Source organism: Ensifer sp. ENS03, from assembly GCF_014852035.1.
Lineage (GTDB): Bacteria > Pseudomonadota > Alphaproteobacteria > Rhizobiales > Rhizobiaceae > Ensifer > Ensifer adhaerens.
Genome location: NZ_JACVAV010000002.1, coordinates 933,560 through 951,924, shown reverse-complemented (window position 1 = coordinate 951,924; position 18,365 = coordinate 933,560). Strand labels below are relative to the sequence as shown.

Below are 18,365 nucleotides of genomic sequence, written 5' to 3'. Positions count from 1 at the left end.
TGAGTCGCGGCAATTTGATCCTTTCGCGTAGCACATTCGGGCGCTCTGTCGATATCGGCGGCGTGATCCACCGATCAAACTCGTTGACGGGCGCCGGCCCTCGAACCTTCGTCTGGCTGGACCTTCGCGGAAAACGACGGCTATAGTGGCCCCCGTGGATGCGGCTCGCTTGGGAGATCGGCCGTGTCGACATTTCGCCGGACGACGCTTTCAGGGAGGAAGCCGATGGCTGCCGTCAGGGAACATTCGGACTATGTCTACAAGGTTGCGCACCAGCCGTCAGCGGCTGCCAGTTCGCCGATCGCCGCTTCGTGGCGCCGGTGCATGACGCTGCATGGGCTGGCACCCGAGGAGGGGCGTCAGCCGCTCAGACTGTCCGGCATGGAGTTCGAGCTTGCCCGGCAGAGGTCGGCCGAGCTGATCCTGGAAGCGGGCGGTGAACTCGACCGGCTGTTCGCCACCGTCGGCCGGGCCGGCTGCTGCCTGCTTTTGACTGACGACAAGGGCGTGGCGTTGGAACGCCGCGGCGCCGTCGGCGACGATGCCGATTTTCGCGATGTCGGGCTCTGGTCGGGAACTGTCTGGAGCGAGGCGAGCGTCGGCACCAACGGTATTGGCACGGCGATCGCCGACGAGCGCGCCGTCGTCATCCAGCGCGACCAGCATTTCCTCAGCAGCAATATCGGCCTCAGCTGCACCACGGCGCCGATCCGCGACCATCTCGGCCGGTTGGCCGCGGCCATCGATATCTCCACCTGCCGCACGGACGCCTCCGAAATGACCATGTCGCTCTTGTCGCAGGCGGTGCGCGACGCGGCCGCGCGCATCGAGGCAGGCCTTTTCCGTCGCGCCTTTGCCAGCGCGCGCATCGTGCTGGTCCCGGTCGATCGCGCCGGGCCGGCGCTTCTCGCCGTCGACCGCGACGACCTCGTGCTTGGTGCAACGCGTGCAGCCCGGCAATGGCTGGATCTCGACGACAAACGCATTGCCGCCGGAGTTCCGGCCTCTGACCTTCTGCGGGAAGATACGTCGGGTGATGCCGGCGAGCTTCCCGATGCGGAGCGTGCTGCGCTCCGACGGGTGCTCTCGCGCGCCAACGGCAATGTCTCCATGGCGGCCGATCTGCTCGGCATCAGTCGCGCCACGCTTTACCGCAAGATGAAGCGGCTTCAGGTCAACTGACCGCACAACATTCTCGATCTGCCCCTCACCATAGCCCTCTCCCCGCCGCATACGGGGAGAGGGGACGTGCCTTACGGCGGTCTTCGTGCTTGGGTGACTACGTTGATTGGGACATGGGGGCTGCCGCTTGCCCCTTCTCCCCGCTCGCGGGGAGAAGGTCCCGGCAGGGGGATGAGGTGCAGCTTCCGATCGTGTCCGTTCCCGTTTGCTGCGTTGCAGCACAGTAGCTGGCGCTTGGCTGTCTCAATTCTGAAACAGATCGCGTCGCGGGCGATCACGCCTCACTATCGAAGACAACCGAACCGCTCCACGCTCCTCCTCACAGCTCCATTGCTGGGTCTCAGGGAGGAATGAGCATGCTGCATCAGAAGATCGTCGAAAGCCCGTTCAAACAGAAATACGGCAACTTCATCGGCGGGGAATGGCGCGAGCCGGTGGCCGGCCGCTACTTCGACAATACGACGCCGGTGACCGGCGGTGTGCTTTGCCAGGTGGCGCGCTCGGATGCCGCCGATATCGAGTTGGCGCTCGATGCTGCCCATGCCGTCCGCGAGAAATGGGGCCGCACCTCGGCCGCCGAGCGTTCCAACATCCTGATGAAGATCGCCGGCCGGATGGAGGACAATCTCGAACTGCTGGCACGGGCCGAGACCTTCGACAACGGCAAGCCGATCCGCGAGACCATGGCCGCCGACATTCCGCTGGCCATCGACCATTTCCGCTATTTCGCCGCCTGCATCCGCGCCCAGGAAGGTTCGATCGGCGAGATTGACCATGACACGGTCGCCTATCACTTCCACGAGCCGCTCGGCGTCGTCGGTCAGATCATCCCCTGGAACTTCCCGATCCTGATGGCCGCCTGGAAGCTGGCGCCGGCACTTGCGGCCGGCAACTGCGTCGTGCTGAAACCGGCCGAGCAGACACCGGCGTCGATCCTCGTCTGGGCGGAGCTGATCGGCGATCTCCTTCCGGCCGGCGTGCTCAACATCGTCAATGGTTTCGGTCTCGAAGCCGGCAAGCCGCTCGCCACCAGCCCACGCATCGCCAAGATCGCCTTTACCGGCGAGACGACGACCGGGCGGCTGATCATGCAATATGCCAGCCAGAACCTTATTCCGGTGACGCTGGAGCTCGGCGGCAAGTCGCCGAACATCTTCTTCGCCGATGTGCTCGCCGAAGACGACGACTACTTCGACAAGGCGCTCGAAGGCTTTGCCATGTTCGCGCTGAACCAGGGTGAGGTCTGCACCTGCCCGAGCCGCGCACTGGTGCAGGAGAGCATCTATGACCGCTTCATGGAACGGGCGGTAAAGCGCGTCGAGGCGATCCGCCAGGGCAATCCGCTCGACAGCGCCACGATGATCGGCGCGCAGGCGTCGAGCGAACAGCTCGAAAAGATCCTATCCTACATCGATATCGGCAAACAGGAAGGCGCCGAGGTGCTGACCGGCGGCGGCCGCAACGTGCTCGAAGGCGAGCTGTCGGAAGGCTTCTACGTCAAGCCGACCGTTTTCCGCGGGCACAACAAGATGCGCGTGTTCCAGGAGGAGATCTTCGGGCCTGTCGTTTCGGTCACCACCTTCAAGACCGAGGCCGAAGCGCTGGAGATCGCCAACGACACGCTCTATGGCCTCGGAGCCGGTGTGTGGAGCCGCGATGCCAATCGCTGCTACCGCTTCGGCCGCGAGATCCAGGCCGGGCGTGTGTGGACCAATTGCTATCACGCCTATCCGGCGCATGCGGCCTTCGGCGGCTACAAGCAGTCCGGCATCGGCCGCGAGACGCACAAGATGATGCTCGATCACTACCAGCAGACCAAGAACATGCTGGTGAGCTACAGCCCCAAGGCGCTCGGCTTCTTCTGATCGGATCTGCCTTCCCCGCCGCCTGGGGAAGGCGACAGGAGCGGGAGGGAGGGTGTTCTCCTCCTTTCCCTCTCGCTCGATCAACGGCTGAGGCGTGCTCTCCACCCGCGCCTCAGCCGGCTTTTTGCAGAATGCTCTCGAACAGTGAGGCTCGCGAATGTCCACTGAACTCATAGGATCCAGCGGGATCGGCGAACCCCGCGTGCTTGCAACCGATGCGGCGCTCGGCTTCATCGCCGAAATCCGGCGGGATCACCCCGATATCCTGTTTCACCAGTCCGGTGGCTGCTGCGACGGCTCGTCGCCCATGTGTTATCCGGCCGATGACTACATCGTCGGCGACAATGACGTGAAGCTCGGCGAGATCGGCGGCGTGCCTGTCTATATCAGCGCCAGCCAGTTCGAAGTGTGGAAACACACGCAACTGATCATCGACGTGGTGCCCGGCAGGGGCGGCATGTTTTCGCTCGACAACGGACGGGAGAGACGTTTCCTGACGCGCTCCCGACTCTTTGGCGGCGGCGAGGCCTGTGCCGTGGTTTTCCGTGGACGGTGAGCTGCGGAACTATGTCCGCTCCCGCATGACTTTTGCCGCCAGGTCCAGAAAGGCCCGCAGTTTTGGCTGTGTCTGGGCCTTGGCGGGGAAATAGATAAACAGACCTGGCGACGTCGGCAGATAGGCTTCGAGCACCCGTTCGAGGCGGCCGCTCGCAACGGCGTCGCGCACCGAAAGATCCGGCAGATAGGCAAGCCCGGTGCCGGCCTCCGCCATCTCCATGAGCATCTGAAAATCATTGACGGTGAGGGCGCCCGGAGCATCGACCGAGACGTCGTGCCCCTCGCGCTCGAACTCCCAGCGGTAGATCGTGCCGGATCCCGGATAACGATAGCGGACGGCTTCGTGGCGCGTCACGTCCTCGGGTGTCGACGGCCGCCCGTGCTTGACGAAATAGGAGGGCGAGCCGACCACGGCCCACGTGATGTCAGGCGTCAGCCGCACGGCAATCATGTCGCGCTCGACCGCTTCGCCGATGCGCATACCGGCATCGAAGCCGTGTTCAGTGATATCGACGGCCGCATCTTCGATGGAGACTTCGACGGAAACGTCCGGATAGGCCTGGCGAAACCGCGGCAGGAGGGGCGTCAGCACCAGCGGGATGGCCATGCGCGGCACGGTCAGCCGGAGATTGCCCATCGGCCGGTCGCGAAAATCGCCGAGCAACTCATAGGCGTCGGCGATCTCGGTGGCGGCGGGACGTACGCGCTTCAGGAAGGCGAGGCCCGCCTCGGTCAGAGCAACGCGCCGGGTGGTGCGCACGAAAAGCTGGAGGCCGAGACGGGCTTCGAGCGCCCTGATCGTCTGGCTGACGGCATTGGGCGTGACGCCGAGCGTCGCCGCTGCTGCGGTGAAGCTCTTTGCCTCTGCCACCGCCAGAAACTCTCTCAGTCCGTTGAAAGGGTCGTTCGCCATCCGTTGATTATGAAGCAATTCTTCCAAGCCTATCAAGAGAGCTGTGGTTTTTCACGGCAATCCACTCCGGCATGATCTGTCCAACGGCAACCTGTCTTTCAGAGGATGGAGATCGACATGCAATATACGACGCTTGGAAATACCGGTCTGGTGGTTTCGCGCCTCGCCTTCGGGGCGATGACGTTTACTGCCGGCGACCGCAGCCTCGGCGCGGTCTACAAGACCGATGCCGAAGCTGCCGACGCCCTCGTCGGGCAGGCGCTCGATGCCGGCATCAATTTCTTCGACACCGCCGACGCCTATGCCTCCGGCCAATCGGAGCGGATCCTGGGTGCGGCGCTCAAATCACGTCGCGACGAGGTGGTGATCGCCACCAAGGTCGGTTTCCGCACCGGCACGTCGCTCAACCAGGCCGGTCTGTCGCGCCGTCACATTCTCTGGTCGGTTGACGAGAGCCTGAAGCGGCTCGCAACCGACTGGATCGACACCTATATCGTCCACAAGGAAGACCCGCATACGCCGCTTGAGGAAACGCTCGCAGCGCTCGACGCGGTCGTGCGCTCCGGCAAGGTACGCTATATCGGCTTTTCCAACTGGTCGGCCTGGAAGGTGGCAGCGGCCCTCGAAATCCAGAAGGCCAACGGACTGGCACCTTTCACCCATGGCCAGATGCACTATTCGCTGCTCGGCCGCGACGTCGAGCGTGACGTCATTCCGATGATGCAGCGCTATGGGCTGGGGCTGACGGTGTGGAGCCCACTCGCCTCGGGTTTCCTTTCGGGCAAGTACACCCGCGACAATCTCGGCGATCCGGACAACCGCTATTCCGGCTTCGACATCCTGCCCTTCGACAAGGAGCAGGGCTTCAAGCTGGTGGAGCGCATGCGCGGCATCGCCGGCGAACATCGGGCGAGTGTCGCCCAGGTGGCGATCGCCTGGCTGCTTTCGAAGAGGGCGGTGACCAGTGTGCTGCTCGGCGCTTCCAAGCCCCACCAGTTGAAGGACAATCTTGGCGCCGCCGATCTCGCTCTGACGGCGCCGGAGATCTCGGCGCTCGATGCCGAGACCGTGCCGGCGCCTGTCTATCCCAACTGGTTCATCGACAATCTCGTCGACCAGCCGCTGGCCCAGGCGTTCGGGGAGTAACCGCGTCCCGCAACGAAAAACGCCGGCGCGTATGGCGCCGGCGATTTGGAAATTCGGGCGTTCCGGACGACCTCAGTCGAAGAGGCTCGATACCGACTCTTCCTGGCTCGTGCGGCTGATGGCTTCGCCGAGCAGGCCCGCGGTCGAGATGACGCGGATGTTGTGGGCTGACTGGACGGCGGTCGTCGGCTGGATCGAGTCGGTGATGACCAGTTCCTTCAGCATCGACGAGGTAACGCGGGCAACCGCGCCGCCGGAGAGAACGCCATGGGTGATGTAGGCGGTGACGCTGGTCGCGCCGTTCTTCAAAAGCGCCTCGGCCGCGTTGCAGAGCGTGCCGCCGGAATCGACGATGTCGTCGATCAGCAGGCAGTCCTTGCCCTTCACGTCGCCGATGACGTTCATGACTTCGGATTCACCCGGACGGTCGCGGCGCTTGTCGACGATCGCCAGCAGACAGTCGAGACGCTTGGCAAGCGCACGGGCGCGTACCACGCCGCCGACGTCCGGCGAAACGACCATGACGTTCTTCAGGTCGTAGTTTTCCTTGACGTCGCGCGCCAGGATCGGGATCGCATAGAGGTTGTCGGTCGGGATGTCGAAGAAGCCCTGGATCTGGCCGGCATGAAGATCGAGCGTCAGCACGCGGTCGGCACCGGCTTCGGTGATCAGGTTGGAGACCAGCTTGGCTGAGATCGGCGTGCGCGGACCGGGTTTGCGGTCCTGGCGGGCATAGCCGAAATAGGGAAGCACGGCAGTGATGCGGCGAGCGGAGGAGCGGCGCACCGCGTCGATCATGATGAGCAGTTCCATCAGGTGATCGTTGGTGGGAAACGAGGTCGACTGGATGATGAAGACATCCTCGCCGCGTACGTTTTCGCCGATCTCGACGAAGATTTCCTGATCGGCGAAACGGCGTACCGTCGCTTTGCCGAGAGGCAGGTTGAGATAGTTGCAGATCGCTTCGGCCAGAAGCCGGTTCGAATTACCTGCGAAAACCTTCATTGACGGACCGCCTTGAGCTGGCGCGGTCACCGTCCGGTACTTTTCCGGCAGCGGTGTTTTCCGCGCAGATTCCGAGAGCCATTCCAATCGCGGTCATTCTTTGCGGATGGCCGCCGTTCAGAGCTGATCGGCCGCTTTTTAGCGAGACTGAACTTGAATGCAAGGGGAATGCTGCGCCGCGAAGGCCAATATCCTAAAAACTTTGTGTCAACCGGCTTGAGATTGCCGCCATTCGAGATAGGCGTCGATGGTTTTCGTCGCAATTCCCTGCATGGTTGTGTCCGGAACGCCACTCCACAAATCCGTGCCGCCGCCGGGAACCTGATCCTGTCCTTGGATGCGGTGCAGGCGGTTGCCGCTGCCGTCGAGCACGTCCCAGACATAAACGACCGTCGTCTTGTCGCCGTCCTTCAGCGCCGAGAAATAGCCTTTGAGGATATGCTCGCTGCTGGCGTCCGCCGAGCCCTTGATCGTCAGGCCGCGGGCGCGAGCGTCGGCACCGAGTTGTTTGGAAAGCGGTGTCACCGCCTGGACCGGTGCGCCGATGATCGGCAGGAAGCGGATCGTGCCGCTCGCGGCAGCACTTGCCTTCGGCAATGCGGCGACGGTTGGCTGGCTCTGGATTTCTTCGGCCGCGGCCGCCGCCTGCTGAACGGGCGTGTGCTGTATTGGCGCCTGTTCCACCGGTGCCTGGCGGCTCTCGATCGTGTTCTGGACGGGCTCGGAACCGGCGGCAAGCCGGCTTGCCTGTCCCTCGAAGGTGCCGGCCGGATCGGTATAGGTCGCGTCGCCGGTGGCATAGGCCGTCGGTGTGTTCGACGGAGCCGACTGAGGCGAATAGGCGGTGGTCTGGCTGACGGATTCACGCTGCACCGGCGCCATCGCCGTCTGCGTCGACATGGCGTCGAGGTCGGATTGCGTCACCGGCGGCGAGCGGAAAGTTCCCCCGCCGACGTCAACCTGTGGCGTCAGCATCTCGGTGCTGTTGCAGGCGGCGAGCGCAATGGCGAGGCCAAGAGCTACGATGGGCGTGGTGAGCTTTCGCATGTTCAAACCGTCCGTCCGTTTCTTCGCGGCAGTTTCCTGAAACGTCTCCTGTCGTCTGCCATTACGAACGCAAGTCTAGGCGGATTTCCCTAAGCAGAAATGAAGTCCAGGCCGTAACGCGACAGCGCGCGCGGCGTGTCTGTCGTGGTGAGGTAGGTCTGGCCAAGCGTCATGGCGGTGCCGCTGTCGGAATCCATAATGATCATGTGCACGAACAGCGACATGTTCGGCTCGATCTCCTGGGGATTGCCGAGGTGGAACATCTGCTGCTCCATCCAGGAGGGGGAGAAGCGGGCGCCGAGCGAATAGCCGCAGGCGTTCAGACGGTGGCGGGCAAGACCGCGTTCGTCCATGATCCTGGCGTGCACGTCGAAGACGGTGCCGAAGGTGTTGCCGGGGCGAAGCACCATCTCGATCGCCTGGATGGTTTCGCGGCAGGCGCTGTAGAGTTCGCGATGGCGATTGGTCGGCTCGCCGATGACGACGGTGCGCATCATCGCCGCATGATAGTGGGCACTGACGCCGGCCCATTCCAGCGTAAGCTGGTCCTGGCTGTCGAGCAGGCGCCGCCCGGACTTGTAGCGGCAGAGCAGCGCATCGGCGCCGGAGCCGATGATGAACTCGTTGGCCGGATAGTCGCCGCCGCCGGCAAGGATCGTTCCCTGCATCGCGGCCAGAATGTCGGCCTCGTTGCCGCCAGGACGAATGAGGGGCAGGGCGGCATCGAGCGCGTCGTCGGCAAGGCTTGCGGCCTTTTCGACATGGGCGATTTCCGCCTCGCTCTTGATCAGGCGCAGGCGGCCGACCAGGTGCGAGGCATCGATCAGCTCGCCAAAGGTCTGTAGCTGCCGGTCGATCAGCCGTGCGGCGCGGCCGGTCATGCCGTGGGTGTCGTATTCGATGCCGATGCGGCAGCCGAGCAGGTCGAGTTCGCTCAAGAGATTCTTGAGATCCATGGTCGGGTCGGCATTGGCCCGGTCGACCCAGATCTCGATGCGCTCGATGTTCGATGTATGACGGGCCTGGCGGAGGTCGGCCGAGCGCGTCAAAAGCACCATCGAGCCGTCCTTCTTGACGACCAGCGTCTGGAAGAAGCAGTAGCCGAAGGTGTCGTAGCCGGTCAGCCAGTACATGCTCTCCTGGGCGAAAAGCAGCACCGCGTCCAGCTTCTCCTCGCGCATCTTCTCCGTCAGCCGCTCGAGACGGCTTGCATATTCTTCCTGGGCAAAGTGAAGCGCCATGTCAGGTCCCTCGTATGCAAATGGCGGAAATCTGTCGGCCGTAGTCCGGTTCCTGCCTGTGGGTCGTGCGCCGATAGGAGAAGAAACGCTCCTCGTCGGCATAGGTACAGATGTCGAGATTCTCGGCGGCAACGCCCGCTTCGACCAGCCGTTTGATCGTCAGCCCTGGCAGGTCGAACATGGCATGGCCGTCGCGCTCCGAAGGCCGGAAGAACGTGGCGTAGCTTTCGTTCGCCGCGACGAAGCGTTCTACGAACTCGGAGCCGACCTCATAGTTCCGACGGCTGATCGACGGGCCGAGGCAGGCGACGATGCGCTCGCGCTGCGCGCCGAGCGAAACCATCGTGTCGATGGTGCTTTCGAGCACGCCGCCGAGCGCGCCCTTCCAGCCGGCATGCGCGGCACCGATGACGTTGGCTTCGGCATCGGCAAAGAGGATGGGGCCGCAATCGGCCGAGAGCACGCCGAGCACGATGCCCGGCGTTGCCGTCACCAGCGCATCGGCCTCGGGGCGGGCGCCGTCGTAGCTTTCGTCGACCACCACGGCGTCTGGGGAATGGACCTGGTGCACGGTCGCCAGGCGCTCTGGCGAGGCGCCGAACCAGCGGGCGACGCGGGCGCGGTTCTCGTTGACATGGGTACGCTCGTCCTTGGAGCCAAGCCCGACATTGAGGCCGCGATAGATCCCTTCGGAAACGCCGCCCGTTCGGGTGAAATAACCATGGGCGATTGCCGGTCCGGCCTTCTCGCTGAAAAGCGAGCTTTGCACAGGAGAGAGCGCGGCGTCATGCTGCATTGGTATATTCGCCTTTGCTTTATCAGGAAAATCAATGGGTTTGGGGGCGCGCTCCGCCCGGCGACTGGCTCTTGATTTGCCGGCGCGATGTTGACCCGCGACGGCAGGGCTGTCAATTCCCGAACGGCAGGGGTGCCGTCGGATGGAGGTTCAAGCCTTCGGTTTGCGGAACGGCGAGAGCGGCACCGGCGGGCTGCTGACGGCCAGGACCTTGAACAGTTCGCCCATCTTTCCGGCGCCTGCGCCGGCAAGCCTCTCGACGTCCTGGCGGATGGTTTCCTGCGTCAGCGCATCCTTGTCGCGGCCAAGGGCCGCGGCGCGTTCCAGAAGACCGAGGCCGACCAAAAAATCGCCCTGGTGGGCAAGACCGTTGATCTGCACATCGTCCGTCTTGGCGCGGCGGGCGAGTTGCTCGAAATCGACGTGGCTGGTGAGATCGGCGCGGCCGGGGCTGGCGAGCGGCGGATCGTATTCGTGATCGCGCACGGCCTGCAGCGTATCGCCATAGCCGGTGGCCATATGGCCATAGTCGATGATCACGGCGGTGCCGCCGCTGATCTTCAACCGTTCGCAGAGGGCCGACATGACAGCGTCGCGGGCGGGAGCAATCTCGAAGATCGTGCCTTCGGCAACACCCTGCGCCGGCGTCGGAAGAAGCTCGGGATCGATGCCGGCAACGCCGGCGGCGAAGGTCAGTTCGTCCGTGGCATCAAGCCCGACCATGCGCTCGCGGAAGCCTTGCGCCGTGCGCACGAACTGCCGGATCGGAATGGCGTCGAAAAGCTCGTTGGCGGCAAGCAGGAGGAAACCTTCGGGCAGGGTCTCGAAGCTCGTGTGCCATTCGACCTTGTGACCATGGGCGGCGAGCGTTTCCGACTGCACCTTGCGCAGCCGTTCGCTGGTTTCGACGAGATGCACGCCGGCGGAAGCATAGAGATCGGGTGCCAGGCGGCGCACGACGCGCAGCATGTCGGCCATCATCGTGCCGCGGCCGGGGCCGATTTCAGCAATCACGGCACCCTCAGGCTTGCCGTGCTGCTGCCAGGCATGGACGAGGAAGATGCCGATCATCTCGCCGAAGAGCTGGCTGATCTCCGGCGCCGTGGTGAAGTCGCCTTCCTTGCCGAAGGGCTCGTGCACACGGTAGTAGCCGTGCTCCGGATCCGCCAGGCAAAGCGAGAAATAATCGGTGACGCTGATCGGCCCGTGGGTCTTGATCAGCGCCTTGATCTTGTCCGCAAGTGGTGTCGTCATGCCTTCGTCCAATTCGCGGGGCGGCGGCCGGAATAGCCGCGCGCCCTTGCCCCATCCGCTCTCAGGCGGCTGCGCGCCGCGCCCGGGCAATGGCCCAGATGCCGGCGAGCGCCATTGGCAGCGACAAAAGCATGCCCATGGTCAGCCAGCCACCGACAAGATAGCCGATCTGCGCGTCCGGTTCGCGGAAGAATTCGACGAAAATGCGGCTCAGGGCATAGCCGAGCACGAAGATGCCGGTGACGAGCCCCGGGGATTTCAACGCGTGACGACGATAGATGAACCAGGCGAGGGCGGAGAGCAGGACGATACCTTCAAGGGCGGCCTCGTAGAGCTGGCTCGGGTGGCGGGCGAACGGACCGCCGGTCGGGAATACGATCGCCCAGGGCATCGACGAGAGGCGGCCCCAGAGTTCGCCGTTGATGAAGTTGGCGATACGACCGAAGAACAGGCCGATCGGGACGACGGCGGCGACGATGTCGAACAGGCTCCAGATGGCGATCTTGTTCTTGCGCGCAAACAGGATCATGGCGAGTGTCGTGCCGAGGAAGCCGCCGTGGAACGACATGCCGCCGTTCCAGATTTCCAGCGCGCGGATCGGATTGGCGAGCACTGAGCCGAGATCGTAGAAGAGAATGTAGCCGATGCGGCCGCCGAGCACGATGCCGCCGGCGGCCCACAGCAGGAAGTCGTCGAGCTGCTGCAGCGTGATGGCCGGCTTGTCGTCCCGCCAGAGCGAGGCGTTCATCGCCAGGCGCCGGGCGTAGAACCAGCCGAGGAGAATGCCCGCCACATAGGCGAGCCCGTACCAGTGGATGGCCAGCGGGCCGATCTGGACGATAATGGGGTCGATTTCGGGGAAGGGGAGGATGGCGAGGCGGGTCGCTAATGTTTCCAATTTATTGTTCTCGTGCCGGGCCGGTTGTTTCGGCGGACCATGGCGAGCGATTTCACCTCGGTCAAGGGCGGCAATGCGCGCCCCGGACACAGGGTCGTGAAGGGAGCCGTGATGGCGCGCGTGATTTTTCTTGCATCGCGCGGCCGGTGACCCTACCTGAAACCCATGGACCGCATCGCGCCTTTAGAGGCGATGGCTGATATGGAGATCGCGACGATGAGCACAGGCACCAACCGCATCCTGGATGACTTTGCCAAGCTGATGACCGATGCTGCCGGCGCCGCTCAAGGCGTGCGCCGCGAGGTTGAAACGGCCTTCCGGGCGCAGGCGGAGCGGGCGCTGAATTCGCTCGACGTCGTCAAGCGCGAAGAGTTCGAAATGGTCAAGGAAATGGCCATCAAGGCGCGCGAGGAAAACGATGCGCTTCTGGCCCGTATTGAGGCTCTCGAAGCGCGTCTCGTCGATACGGGCAAGTAACGCGATTCCCTTGAAATAACGGCATTTCAGCGTTTTTACTTCGCCCGCGGACCTCATCTGCGGGCGTTTTGCTGTGGTTCAGCCGCATAGGTCTGAAACGGCATGATGGGTGGTTAATAAAACCTGAAAAGTTTTCCACCTGTGGACACTGCCAAAAAACCCTTATGGCAGAGTCAGTTAAGCTCAACCGCTTCATTCACATGACAACGTGGACGCGATTGTTCACGGCTATTTTTGGGCCGAGGGGCTGGCAGCCTGACTCCGCCATTATACACTGATTTTAAATGATGATTCGAAACGAACCACGTAAGCTCCGGGCAGGGTAAGTCAGCCAGGATGGATGTGAGTTCAGCAATCATACGTGTTTGTAATCGGTGTTGGGTTTGCGGCGTTGCGTCTTGTGAGCGTGATGACGCATGCCCGTGCCACACCTATGCAGGGTGATGCATGAGCCTTTTGGAAATGGAAGTCGAGCGCCAATCCAACCCGGTCGATATGATCGAGTTCGTGGCTGCCAATAACGACTGGTCGTTCGAACGATCCGGCGAAGACGAAATCGCCATGACGGTCGAAGGCAAGTGGGCGGACTACCACGTTTCCTTCTCCTGGATGGAGGAATTCGAGGCGCTGCACCTGGCCTGTGCCTTCGACATCAAGGTGTCGGAAAGCCGGGTCAACGAAGTCATCCGTCTGCTCTCCCATATCAATGGGCAGGTGCTGATGGGCCACTTCGATCTGTGGCGCCAGGAGGAAGTGGTGATCTTCCGCCAGTCGCTGCTGCTCGCCGGCGGCGCCGAGCCCACCAACCAGCAGGTCGAAGTTCTGCTTTCGAGCGCACTCGACGCTTGCGAATCCTATTATCAGGCGTTTCAATTCGTCGTCTGGTCCGGCATGGACGCGCAGCGCGCCGTCGATGCCGTCCTGTTCGAAACGGTTGGAGAAGCCTGATCATGACGAACGCCGCTTCCGGTCCCATCGTGCTCGTCGGCGCCGGCAATATGGGCGGCGCCATGCTTTCGGGCTGGCTGAAGAGCGGCGTTAAAGGCGCGAACGTTCTCGTCGTCGATCCCGGCCCGCCGCCGGCCATGGCGCAACTGATCTCCGACAACGGCGTGACGCATGCGATCTCGGTACCGTTGGGTGTCCAGGCGGGTGTGATCTTCCTTGCGGTCAAGCCGCAGGTGATGGACGCCGTCTTGCCGCCGCTGAAATCTCTCGTCGGCCCGGATACCGTCATCGTTTCGGTTGCTGCCGGCAAGACGCTTTCCTTCATCGAAGCCCATCTCGGTGCCGCGGCGACCGTGCGCGCCATGCCGAATACCCCGGCCATGATCGGCCGCGGTGTCACCGGCGCCTTTGCCAATGCCCGCGTCAGCGATCAGCAGCGCGCTCAGGTTCGTGATCTCCTGAAGGTCAGCGGTCCGGTCGAATGGGTCCGCACCGAAGCCGAGATCGATGCCGTCACCGCCGTTTCGGGCAGCGGTCCGGCCTATGTCTTCTACCTCGTCGAATGCATGGCCGAGGCGGGCCGCAAGGCCGGCCTTGAAGCGGACCTCGCCATGCGGCTCGCGCGGGAAACCGTCGCTGGGGCTGGCGAACTTTTGCACCAGTCGCCTGACGAAGCCGCGCGGCTGCGCCAGAACGTGACCTCGCCCGGCGGCACGACGGCTGCGGCACTGTCCGTGCTGATGGCCGACGACGGCATGCAGCCGCTGTTTGACAAGGCGATCGCTGCGGCGCGCAAGCGCGCGGAAGAACTCGCAGGCTGAATATTGAATTCGGCTGGCCCCATGTTGGGCCGGCATGGCGCCTGGCCTAAGGGTTTCGCGCCGGGGAAGCGCCGGCGCAGGCCCCATGATCGCGGCTTGGCTGGCGATTGACGAGACTTCTCCAGATTGTGCCGATCGCGCGGCGGCAGAGCTCGCCGATCGCGATGCTGCGTTGACGCCGAGCCCAGGAATGCAGCTCATAACTCATCGGCAGACTGCTGCTCGGCTGCTTGCCCATTTCCGTTACTCCTCAAGCTTCGCTGTCTGAGTTCCGGTCAAGCTACAGCCTGTCGCTCGCGGCGATAATCCATGTTAAATTCCGTTTATCTGTGACGAAATGGAATAGATGGATGGATCGACAGGAAGCCATGGCGGTGTTTCTCGCTGTCGTCGAGGAGGGAGATTTCTCGGCGGCGGCGCGGCGGTTGCGCATGACGCCATCGGCGGTCAGCAAGATCGTCGGCCGGCTGGAGGCGCGCCTTGGCGTGCGCCTGCTGCAGCGATCGACGCGCAGCATCAGCCTGACGAGCGAAGGCAGTGCCTATGCGGAATCGAGCCGCCGCATCCTCGGCGACATGGAAGATGCGGAGGTTGCGATCCAACCGGGGGCGGTGCCGCGCGGGCGGTTGCGGGTGAGCCTGCCCAGCGCCTTCGGTCATCGCCTGATCGTGCCCATGCTGCCTGATTTCATCGAACGGTTTCCGGAGATCGACCTGGAACTCGATTTCAGCGACGCGGTCGTCGACCTCATGAACGGTGAGGCGGATGTTGCGCTGCGGGTCGCGGAGCAAAGCGACAGCACGCTTGTGACGCGGCGGCTCGCACCAAACCGTCGCGTCATCTGCGCTGCACCCGCCTATCTCGAGCGGCACGGCGCGCCGCAAACGCCTGACGACCTGCAGCGGCATGTCTGCCTTGCCATCACCGCCCGCGGCCGTCTCAACGTTTGGGAATTTCAGGATGGCAACGGCCGGCGTGCGATCCGTGTTCGTGGCTCCGTCGAAGCCAACAGCACCGAAGCGCTCCGACGGCTTGCGCTCGCAGGCATCGGCATCGTGCGCCTTTCCGAACTGCTCGTGGGCGGAGATATCAAGGCGGGATTGCTCGTGCCGCTTCTGACCGGCAGCAACTATGCCGAGGCAGAGCCGATCACGGTCGTCTATCCGCACCGGCGATTCTTGCCGCCACGCGTGCGTGTTTTCATCGATTTCCTTGCCGAGCAGTTCGCGCGTCGCCCATGGGAGGAGGCCAGATTTCGCGGGGAGCCCGCCGAGGCCGCCGTGCTTCCGAAATCTCGCCCGATGCTTTAATCCACCTCCTCGGATAAGATTTCACATAGGGAATGACGATGGCTGAAACTATTGAATTTGCTGATTTCGAGCGCGTGGACATTCGCGTGGGCACCATCGTCGAGGCCGAACCGTTTCCGGAAGCGCGCAAGCCGGCCATCAAGCTGAAAATCGATTTCGGCCCGGAAATCGGCATAAAAAAGTCATCAGCGCAAATCACGGTGCATTATCGTCCGGAGGATCTCGTCGGGCGGCAGGTGCTGGGCGTTGTCAATTTTCCGCCGCGCCAGATCGGACCTGTGCGCTCTGAAGTGCTGACGCTGGGCTTTGCAGACGAGGCCGGTGCGATCGTGCTGGCTGCCACCGAACGGCCGGTCCCCAACGGCAAGAAATTGATGTGATCCCCATGAACATTGCTTTCGAAGTGATCCCCGAGCGCGTCAAGGTGTCCTGCCTTTGGCGCGCCGCCGATGCCGCGCGCGACTGGCGCGCAAGTCATGTGCTGTCGCTGCTCGATCCCGAATTGCCGGATGCCAACGTGCCCGTGATTGCGGACGCCAGCCACCGGGTCGTGCGCATGCGCGACCAGGAAAACCCGACCGCCACCCAGCATTTCCCGGATCTGGTGCTCGAAGTTTTCGAGGCGATGCGCCCGGCGGCCGAGCATGCTGAGAGCCGCATTCTCGTGCATTGCCATGCCGGCGTCAGCCGCTCGACGGCCTTTGCCTATGGTCTGATTGCGCATCAACTCGGCGCGGGGCGAGAGGACGAAGCCTTCCGGGCGCTCTTGGCGATCACCCGCAAGCCCTGGCCGAACCGTCGCATCATCGAAATCCTCGATGCCGCCCTTGGCCGCGGCGGCCGGCTGCTCGCGCCGCTCGATGTCATGCGCGCCCGTCATCCGCGCCGTATCGACGCCTGGCACCGTTTCAACGAACGACGCGGCCTGACGTCGATCTACCAGCGCTGACACGCTCAACTCTCCGGCAACAGCATCTCGGCGTAGCGCTTGAGTGAGCGGTTGTAGCGGGGGAGGTGCCGTGACAGGCTGCCGAGCGCGAGTGCGGCCGCCTGTTGCGCCTGGCCGGTATCGACGAGGCAGAGCGCCAGGAAGGCGACGACCGCATCGTCGAGTTCGTCCGATGGCTTGTCCCGCTCGGCGGTAAGCAGGGCGACACCTTCTTTGGCGCGGCCGAGATTGCGCAGGGTGCTGGCGAGCTGGATGGTGGCCCGTCGGCGGCGAATTCCCTGAAGACCGTTTTCCAGCGCCTGCCGGTAGAGCGGCTCCGCCTTCATCTCATGGCCGGTCGAATCCTGCGCCGAGGCTCTTTCGAACAATCCGATGGCATGTCCTGCCGGCAGTTCGGCGGCAAGGGCATCGATGCGGGCGATAAAGGCGTCGCTATCTGTCGGGTCGAAGGTTGCCCAGAGTTCGGCCAGCCGTCGCTCCCAGTCAGCCCAATCGATGGCGTCTACCATGGCCCGTTCCCCTTAGCCCATTCGTGGCCAGAAGTGGCCCGCCCGCGCGGGAACGTCAAGCCGGGACGCGCACCGTTGCCCTGAGGCCGCCGAGCGGGCTGTCGCCAAGCGTGACGTTGCCCCCGTGGCTGCGGGCGATATCGCGGGCGATCGCCAGCCCGAGGCCGGTGCCGGAACTGTCGAGATTGCGGGCTTCGTCGAGGCGGAAGAACGGCTTGAACACATCCTCGCGCGAACGTTCGGGAATACCTGGGCCGTCATCGTCGACGGTGATGGTGAGCCACTTGGCACTGTGGCGCGCATCGATCTTGACAGTGTTGGCGTAGCGGTAGGCGTTCGAGGCGATGTTGGCGACGAGACGGGTGAAGGCGTTTGGCCGCACGCGGATATCGTCTTCCCCCTCGATGGATGTGGTCAGGGTCTTGCCGAGCAGTTCGGCTTCAGCGGCGAGCCGGGTCATCAGGTCGCTGAGTTTCAGCTGGCCGACGTCCTCCTCCGCTTCGCTGCGGGCGAAGGCCAGATAGCCTTCCAGCATGTTCTGCATGTCATCGACGTCCTGGTTCAGGCCTTCGAGATCGGGGTTGTTGCCGGCAAGCGCCAGCTGCAGCTTGAAGCGGGTGAGGATGGTTCGAAGATCGTGGCTGACGCCAGTCAGCATCGCGGTGCGCTGCTCGATCTGGCGTTCGATGCGCTCGCGCATCTGGATGAAGGCGAGGCCGGCGCGGCGGATTTCATCGGCGCCGCGCGGCGCGAAGTCGTCGATCTTCTGGCCCTTGCCGAAGCTTTCGGCCGCCTTGGTCAAGGCCAGGATCGGGCGGATCTGGCCGCGCAGGAAGAGCACCGCGATCGTCAGCAGCACCAGCGAGGCCGCCACCATCCAGACGAGGAAGATGTGGGTGTTGGAAGCGTAGGCCTGGTTGCGCCGGGCATAGACGCGCAGGATGCGGCCGTCATCGAGCTTGATGCGGATCTCGACGAGCTTGGAGTTGCCGACCGTATCGATCCAGAAGGGGCGGCGGACCTGGTTGGAAATCTCTTCGCCGAGGATCTGGTCGAGGATTTCGAAGAAGGGGCTGGGGCGCGGCGGCGGCAGTTCGCCGGGCGGGTCCACGGAGATGCTGAGATCGAGCTGATCGCGGGCGATGCGGATGATCTCGGAGATGTCGCGGTCGGCAGGGAAGGTGTCGATAAGATCGACGATCGCGGCAATGTCCCCGGTGACGGCGGCCGACAGGCGCTGCGTCACCAGCTGCCAGTGGCGCTCCATGAAGATGAAGGCGACCACCGACTGCAGAAGCACCATGGGAATGATGACGATCAGCAGCGAGCGGGCGTAAAGCCCCATGGGCAGGCGACGGCGCAGCCAGCGGGTGAACCGCCTCCAGGCATTGTCGTTCGCCCCGGATGCGCCGTGCTCTATGCCGTCAAAGCTTGCCATGGTTTGCC

Annotated in this window: 19 protein-coding genes; 10 read left to right on the top strand and 9 right to left on the bottom strand. The window is 63.6% G+C overall.

From position 1 onward, the window contains the following. Nucleotides 1-225: 225 nt before the first annotated feature. The 3 genes from IB263_RS11395 to IB263_RS11385 all read left to right on the top strand — a co-directional run bounded on the left by IB263_RS11395 (nt 226) and on the right by IB263_RS11385 (nt 3,603). The gene (locus IB263_RS11395) at nt 226-1,182 is read left to right on the top strand and encodes a helix-turn-helix domain-containing protein (RefSeq protein ID WP_113187217.1); all 957 of its coding nucleotides are present in this window, start codon (nt 226-228) and stop codon (nt 1,180-1,182) included. A 356-nt stretch (nt 1,183-1,538) separates the two neighbouring features. Beyond that, the gene (adh, locus tag IB263_RS11390) at nt 1,539-3,047 is read left to right on the top strand and encodes an aldehyde dehydrogenase (protein WP_034788758.1); all 1,509 of its coding nucleotides are present in this window, start codon (nt 1,539-1,541) and stop codon (nt 3,045-3,047) included. Nucleotides 3,048-3,204: 157 nt separating this feature from the next. Next, the gene (locus IB263_RS11385; RefSeq protein ID WP_060581759.1) at nt 3,205-3,603 is read left to right on the top strand and encodes a DUF779 domain-containing protein; all 399 of its coding nucleotides are present in this window, start codon (nt 3,205-3,207) and stop codon (nt 3,601-3,603) included. A 9-nt stretch (nt 3,604-3,612) separates the two neighbouring features. On the opposite strand, the gene IB263_RS11380 is transcribed toward IB263_RS11385, so the two are convergent. Further along, nucleotides 3,613-4,518, bottom strand: coding sequence for a LysR family transcriptional regulator (locus IB263_RS11380; protein ID WP_192438500.1), 906 nt, complete (start codon nt 4,516-4,518; stop codon nt 3,613-3,615). Nucleotides 4,519-4,635: 117 nt separating this feature from the next. Between IB263_RS11380 and IB263_RS11375 the strand changes: the two genes are divergently transcribed. Next, complete coding sequence (locus IB263_RS11375) at nt 4,636-5,664, top strand: aldo/keto reductase (RefSeq protein ID WP_192438499.1); 1,029 nt, start codon at nt 4,636-4,638, stop codon at nt 5,662-5,664. Between the two features lie 72 nt (nt 5,665-5,736). Here the strand turns inward: IB263_RS11375 and IB263_RS11370 are convergent, their stop codons facing one another. The 6 genes from IB263_RS11370 to lgt form a co-directional block, all read right to left on the bottom strand. Further along, on the bottom strand, nt 5,737-6,669 hold the full coding sequence (locus IB263_RS11370; RefSeq protein ID WP_034788749.1) for a ribose-phosphate pyrophosphokinase: 933 nt from the start codon (nt 6,667-6,669) through the stop codon (nt 5,737-5,739). 207 nt (nt 6,670-6,876) lie between these two features. Then, nucleotides 6,877-7,716 carry a hypothetical protein gene (locus IB263_RS11365; RefSeq protein WP_112975128.1) on the bottom strand — a complete coding sequence of 280 codons (840 nt, stop codon included), beginning with the start codon at nt 7,714-7,716 and terminating at the stop codon, nt 6,877-6,879. Nucleotides 7,717-7,805: 89 nt separating this feature from the next. Continuing rightward, nucleotides 7,806-8,957: a Xaa-Pro peptidase family protein gene (locus IB263_RS11360; RefSeq protein WP_034788744.1), complete on the bottom strand. Its 1,152-nt coding sequence runs from the start codon at nt 8,955-8,957 to the stop codon at nt 7,806-7,808. A gap of 1 nt (nt 8,958) precedes the next feature. Next, nucleotides 8,959-9,753 (bottom strand): peptidoglycan editing factor PgeF, encoded by a 795-nt coding sequence (gene pgeF / locus IB263_RS11355; RefSeq protein ID WP_034788741.1) that lies wholly within the window; start codon nt 9,751-9,753, stop codon nt 8,959-8,961. Between the two features lie 150 nt (nt 9,754-9,903). Beyond that, nucleotides 9,904-11,007 (bottom strand): class I SAM-dependent methyltransferase, encoded by a 1,104-nt coding sequence (locus IB263_RS11350; RefSeq protein WP_034789036.1) that lies wholly within the window; start codon nt 11,005-11,007, stop codon nt 9,904-9,906. A 61-nt stretch (nt 11,008-11,068) separates the two neighbouring features. Then, nucleotides 11,069-11,905, bottom strand: coding sequence for a prolipoprotein diacylglyceryl transferase (gene lgt, locus IB263_RS11345; RefSeq protein ID WP_192438498.1), 837 nt, complete (start codon nt 11,903-11,905; stop codon nt 11,069-11,071). Nucleotides 11,906-12,121: 216 nt separating this feature from the next. Between lgt and IB263_RS11340 the strand changes: the two genes are divergently transcribed. From IB263_RS11340 to IB263_RS11315, 6 genes are all read left to right on the top strand, one after another. After that, nucleotides 12,122-12,382, top strand: coding sequence for an accessory factor UbiK family protein (locus IB263_RS11340; protein WP_034789034.1), 261 nt, complete (start codon nt 12,122-12,124; stop codon nt 12,380-12,382). A 447-nt stretch (nt 12,383-12,829) separates the two neighbouring features. After that, the gene (locus IB263_RS11335) at nt 12,830-13,330 is read left to right on the top strand and encodes a YbjN domain-containing protein (RefSeq protein WP_034788736.1); all 501 of its coding nucleotides are present in this window, start codon (nt 12,830-12,832) and stop codon (nt 13,328-13,330) included. 2 nt (nt 13,331-13,332) lie between these two features. Next, nucleotides 13,333-14,151: a pyrroline-5-carboxylate reductase gene (proC, locus tag IB263_RS11330; RefSeq protein WP_192438497.1), complete on the top strand. Its 819-nt coding sequence runs from the start codon at nt 13,333-13,335 to the stop codon at nt 14,149-14,151. 350 nt (nt 14,152-14,501) lie between these two features. Next, on the top strand, nt 14,502-15,461 hold the full coding sequence (locus IB263_RS11325) for a LysR family transcriptional regulator (protein WP_060518707.1): 960 nt from the start codon (nt 14,502-14,504) through the stop codon (nt 15,459-15,461). Nucleotides 15,462-15,499: 38 nt separating this feature from the next. After that, the gene (locus IB263_RS11320; RefSeq protein WP_034789031.1) at nt 15,500-15,841 is read left to right on the top strand and encodes a tRNA-binding protein; all 342 of its coding nucleotides are present in this window, start codon (nt 15,500-15,502) and stop codon (nt 15,839-15,841) included. Nucleotides 15,842-15,846: 5 nt separating this feature from the next. Beyond that, nucleotides 15,847-16,410, top strand: coding sequence for a protein-tyrosine phosphatase family protein (locus tag IB263_RS11315; protein WP_034788722.1), 564 nt, complete (start codon nt 15,847-15,849; stop codon nt 16,408-16,410). 5 nt (nt 16,411-16,415) lie between these two features. Here the strand turns inward: IB263_RS11315 and IB263_RS11310 are convergent, their stop codons facing one another. Beyond that, complete coding sequence (locus tag IB263_RS11310; protein WP_060518705.1) at nt 16,416-16,919, bottom strand: tetratricopeptide repeat protein; 504 nt, start codon at nt 16,917-16,919, stop codon at nt 16,416-16,418. A 55-nt stretch (nt 16,920-16,974) separates the two neighbouring features. Continuing rightward, complete coding sequence (locus IB263_RS11305) at nt 16,975-18,357, bottom strand: ATP-binding protein (RefSeq protein WP_034788716.1); 1,383 nt, start codon at nt 18,355-18,357, stop codon at nt 16,975-16,977. Nucleotides 18,358-18,365 lie beyond the last annotated feature (8 nt).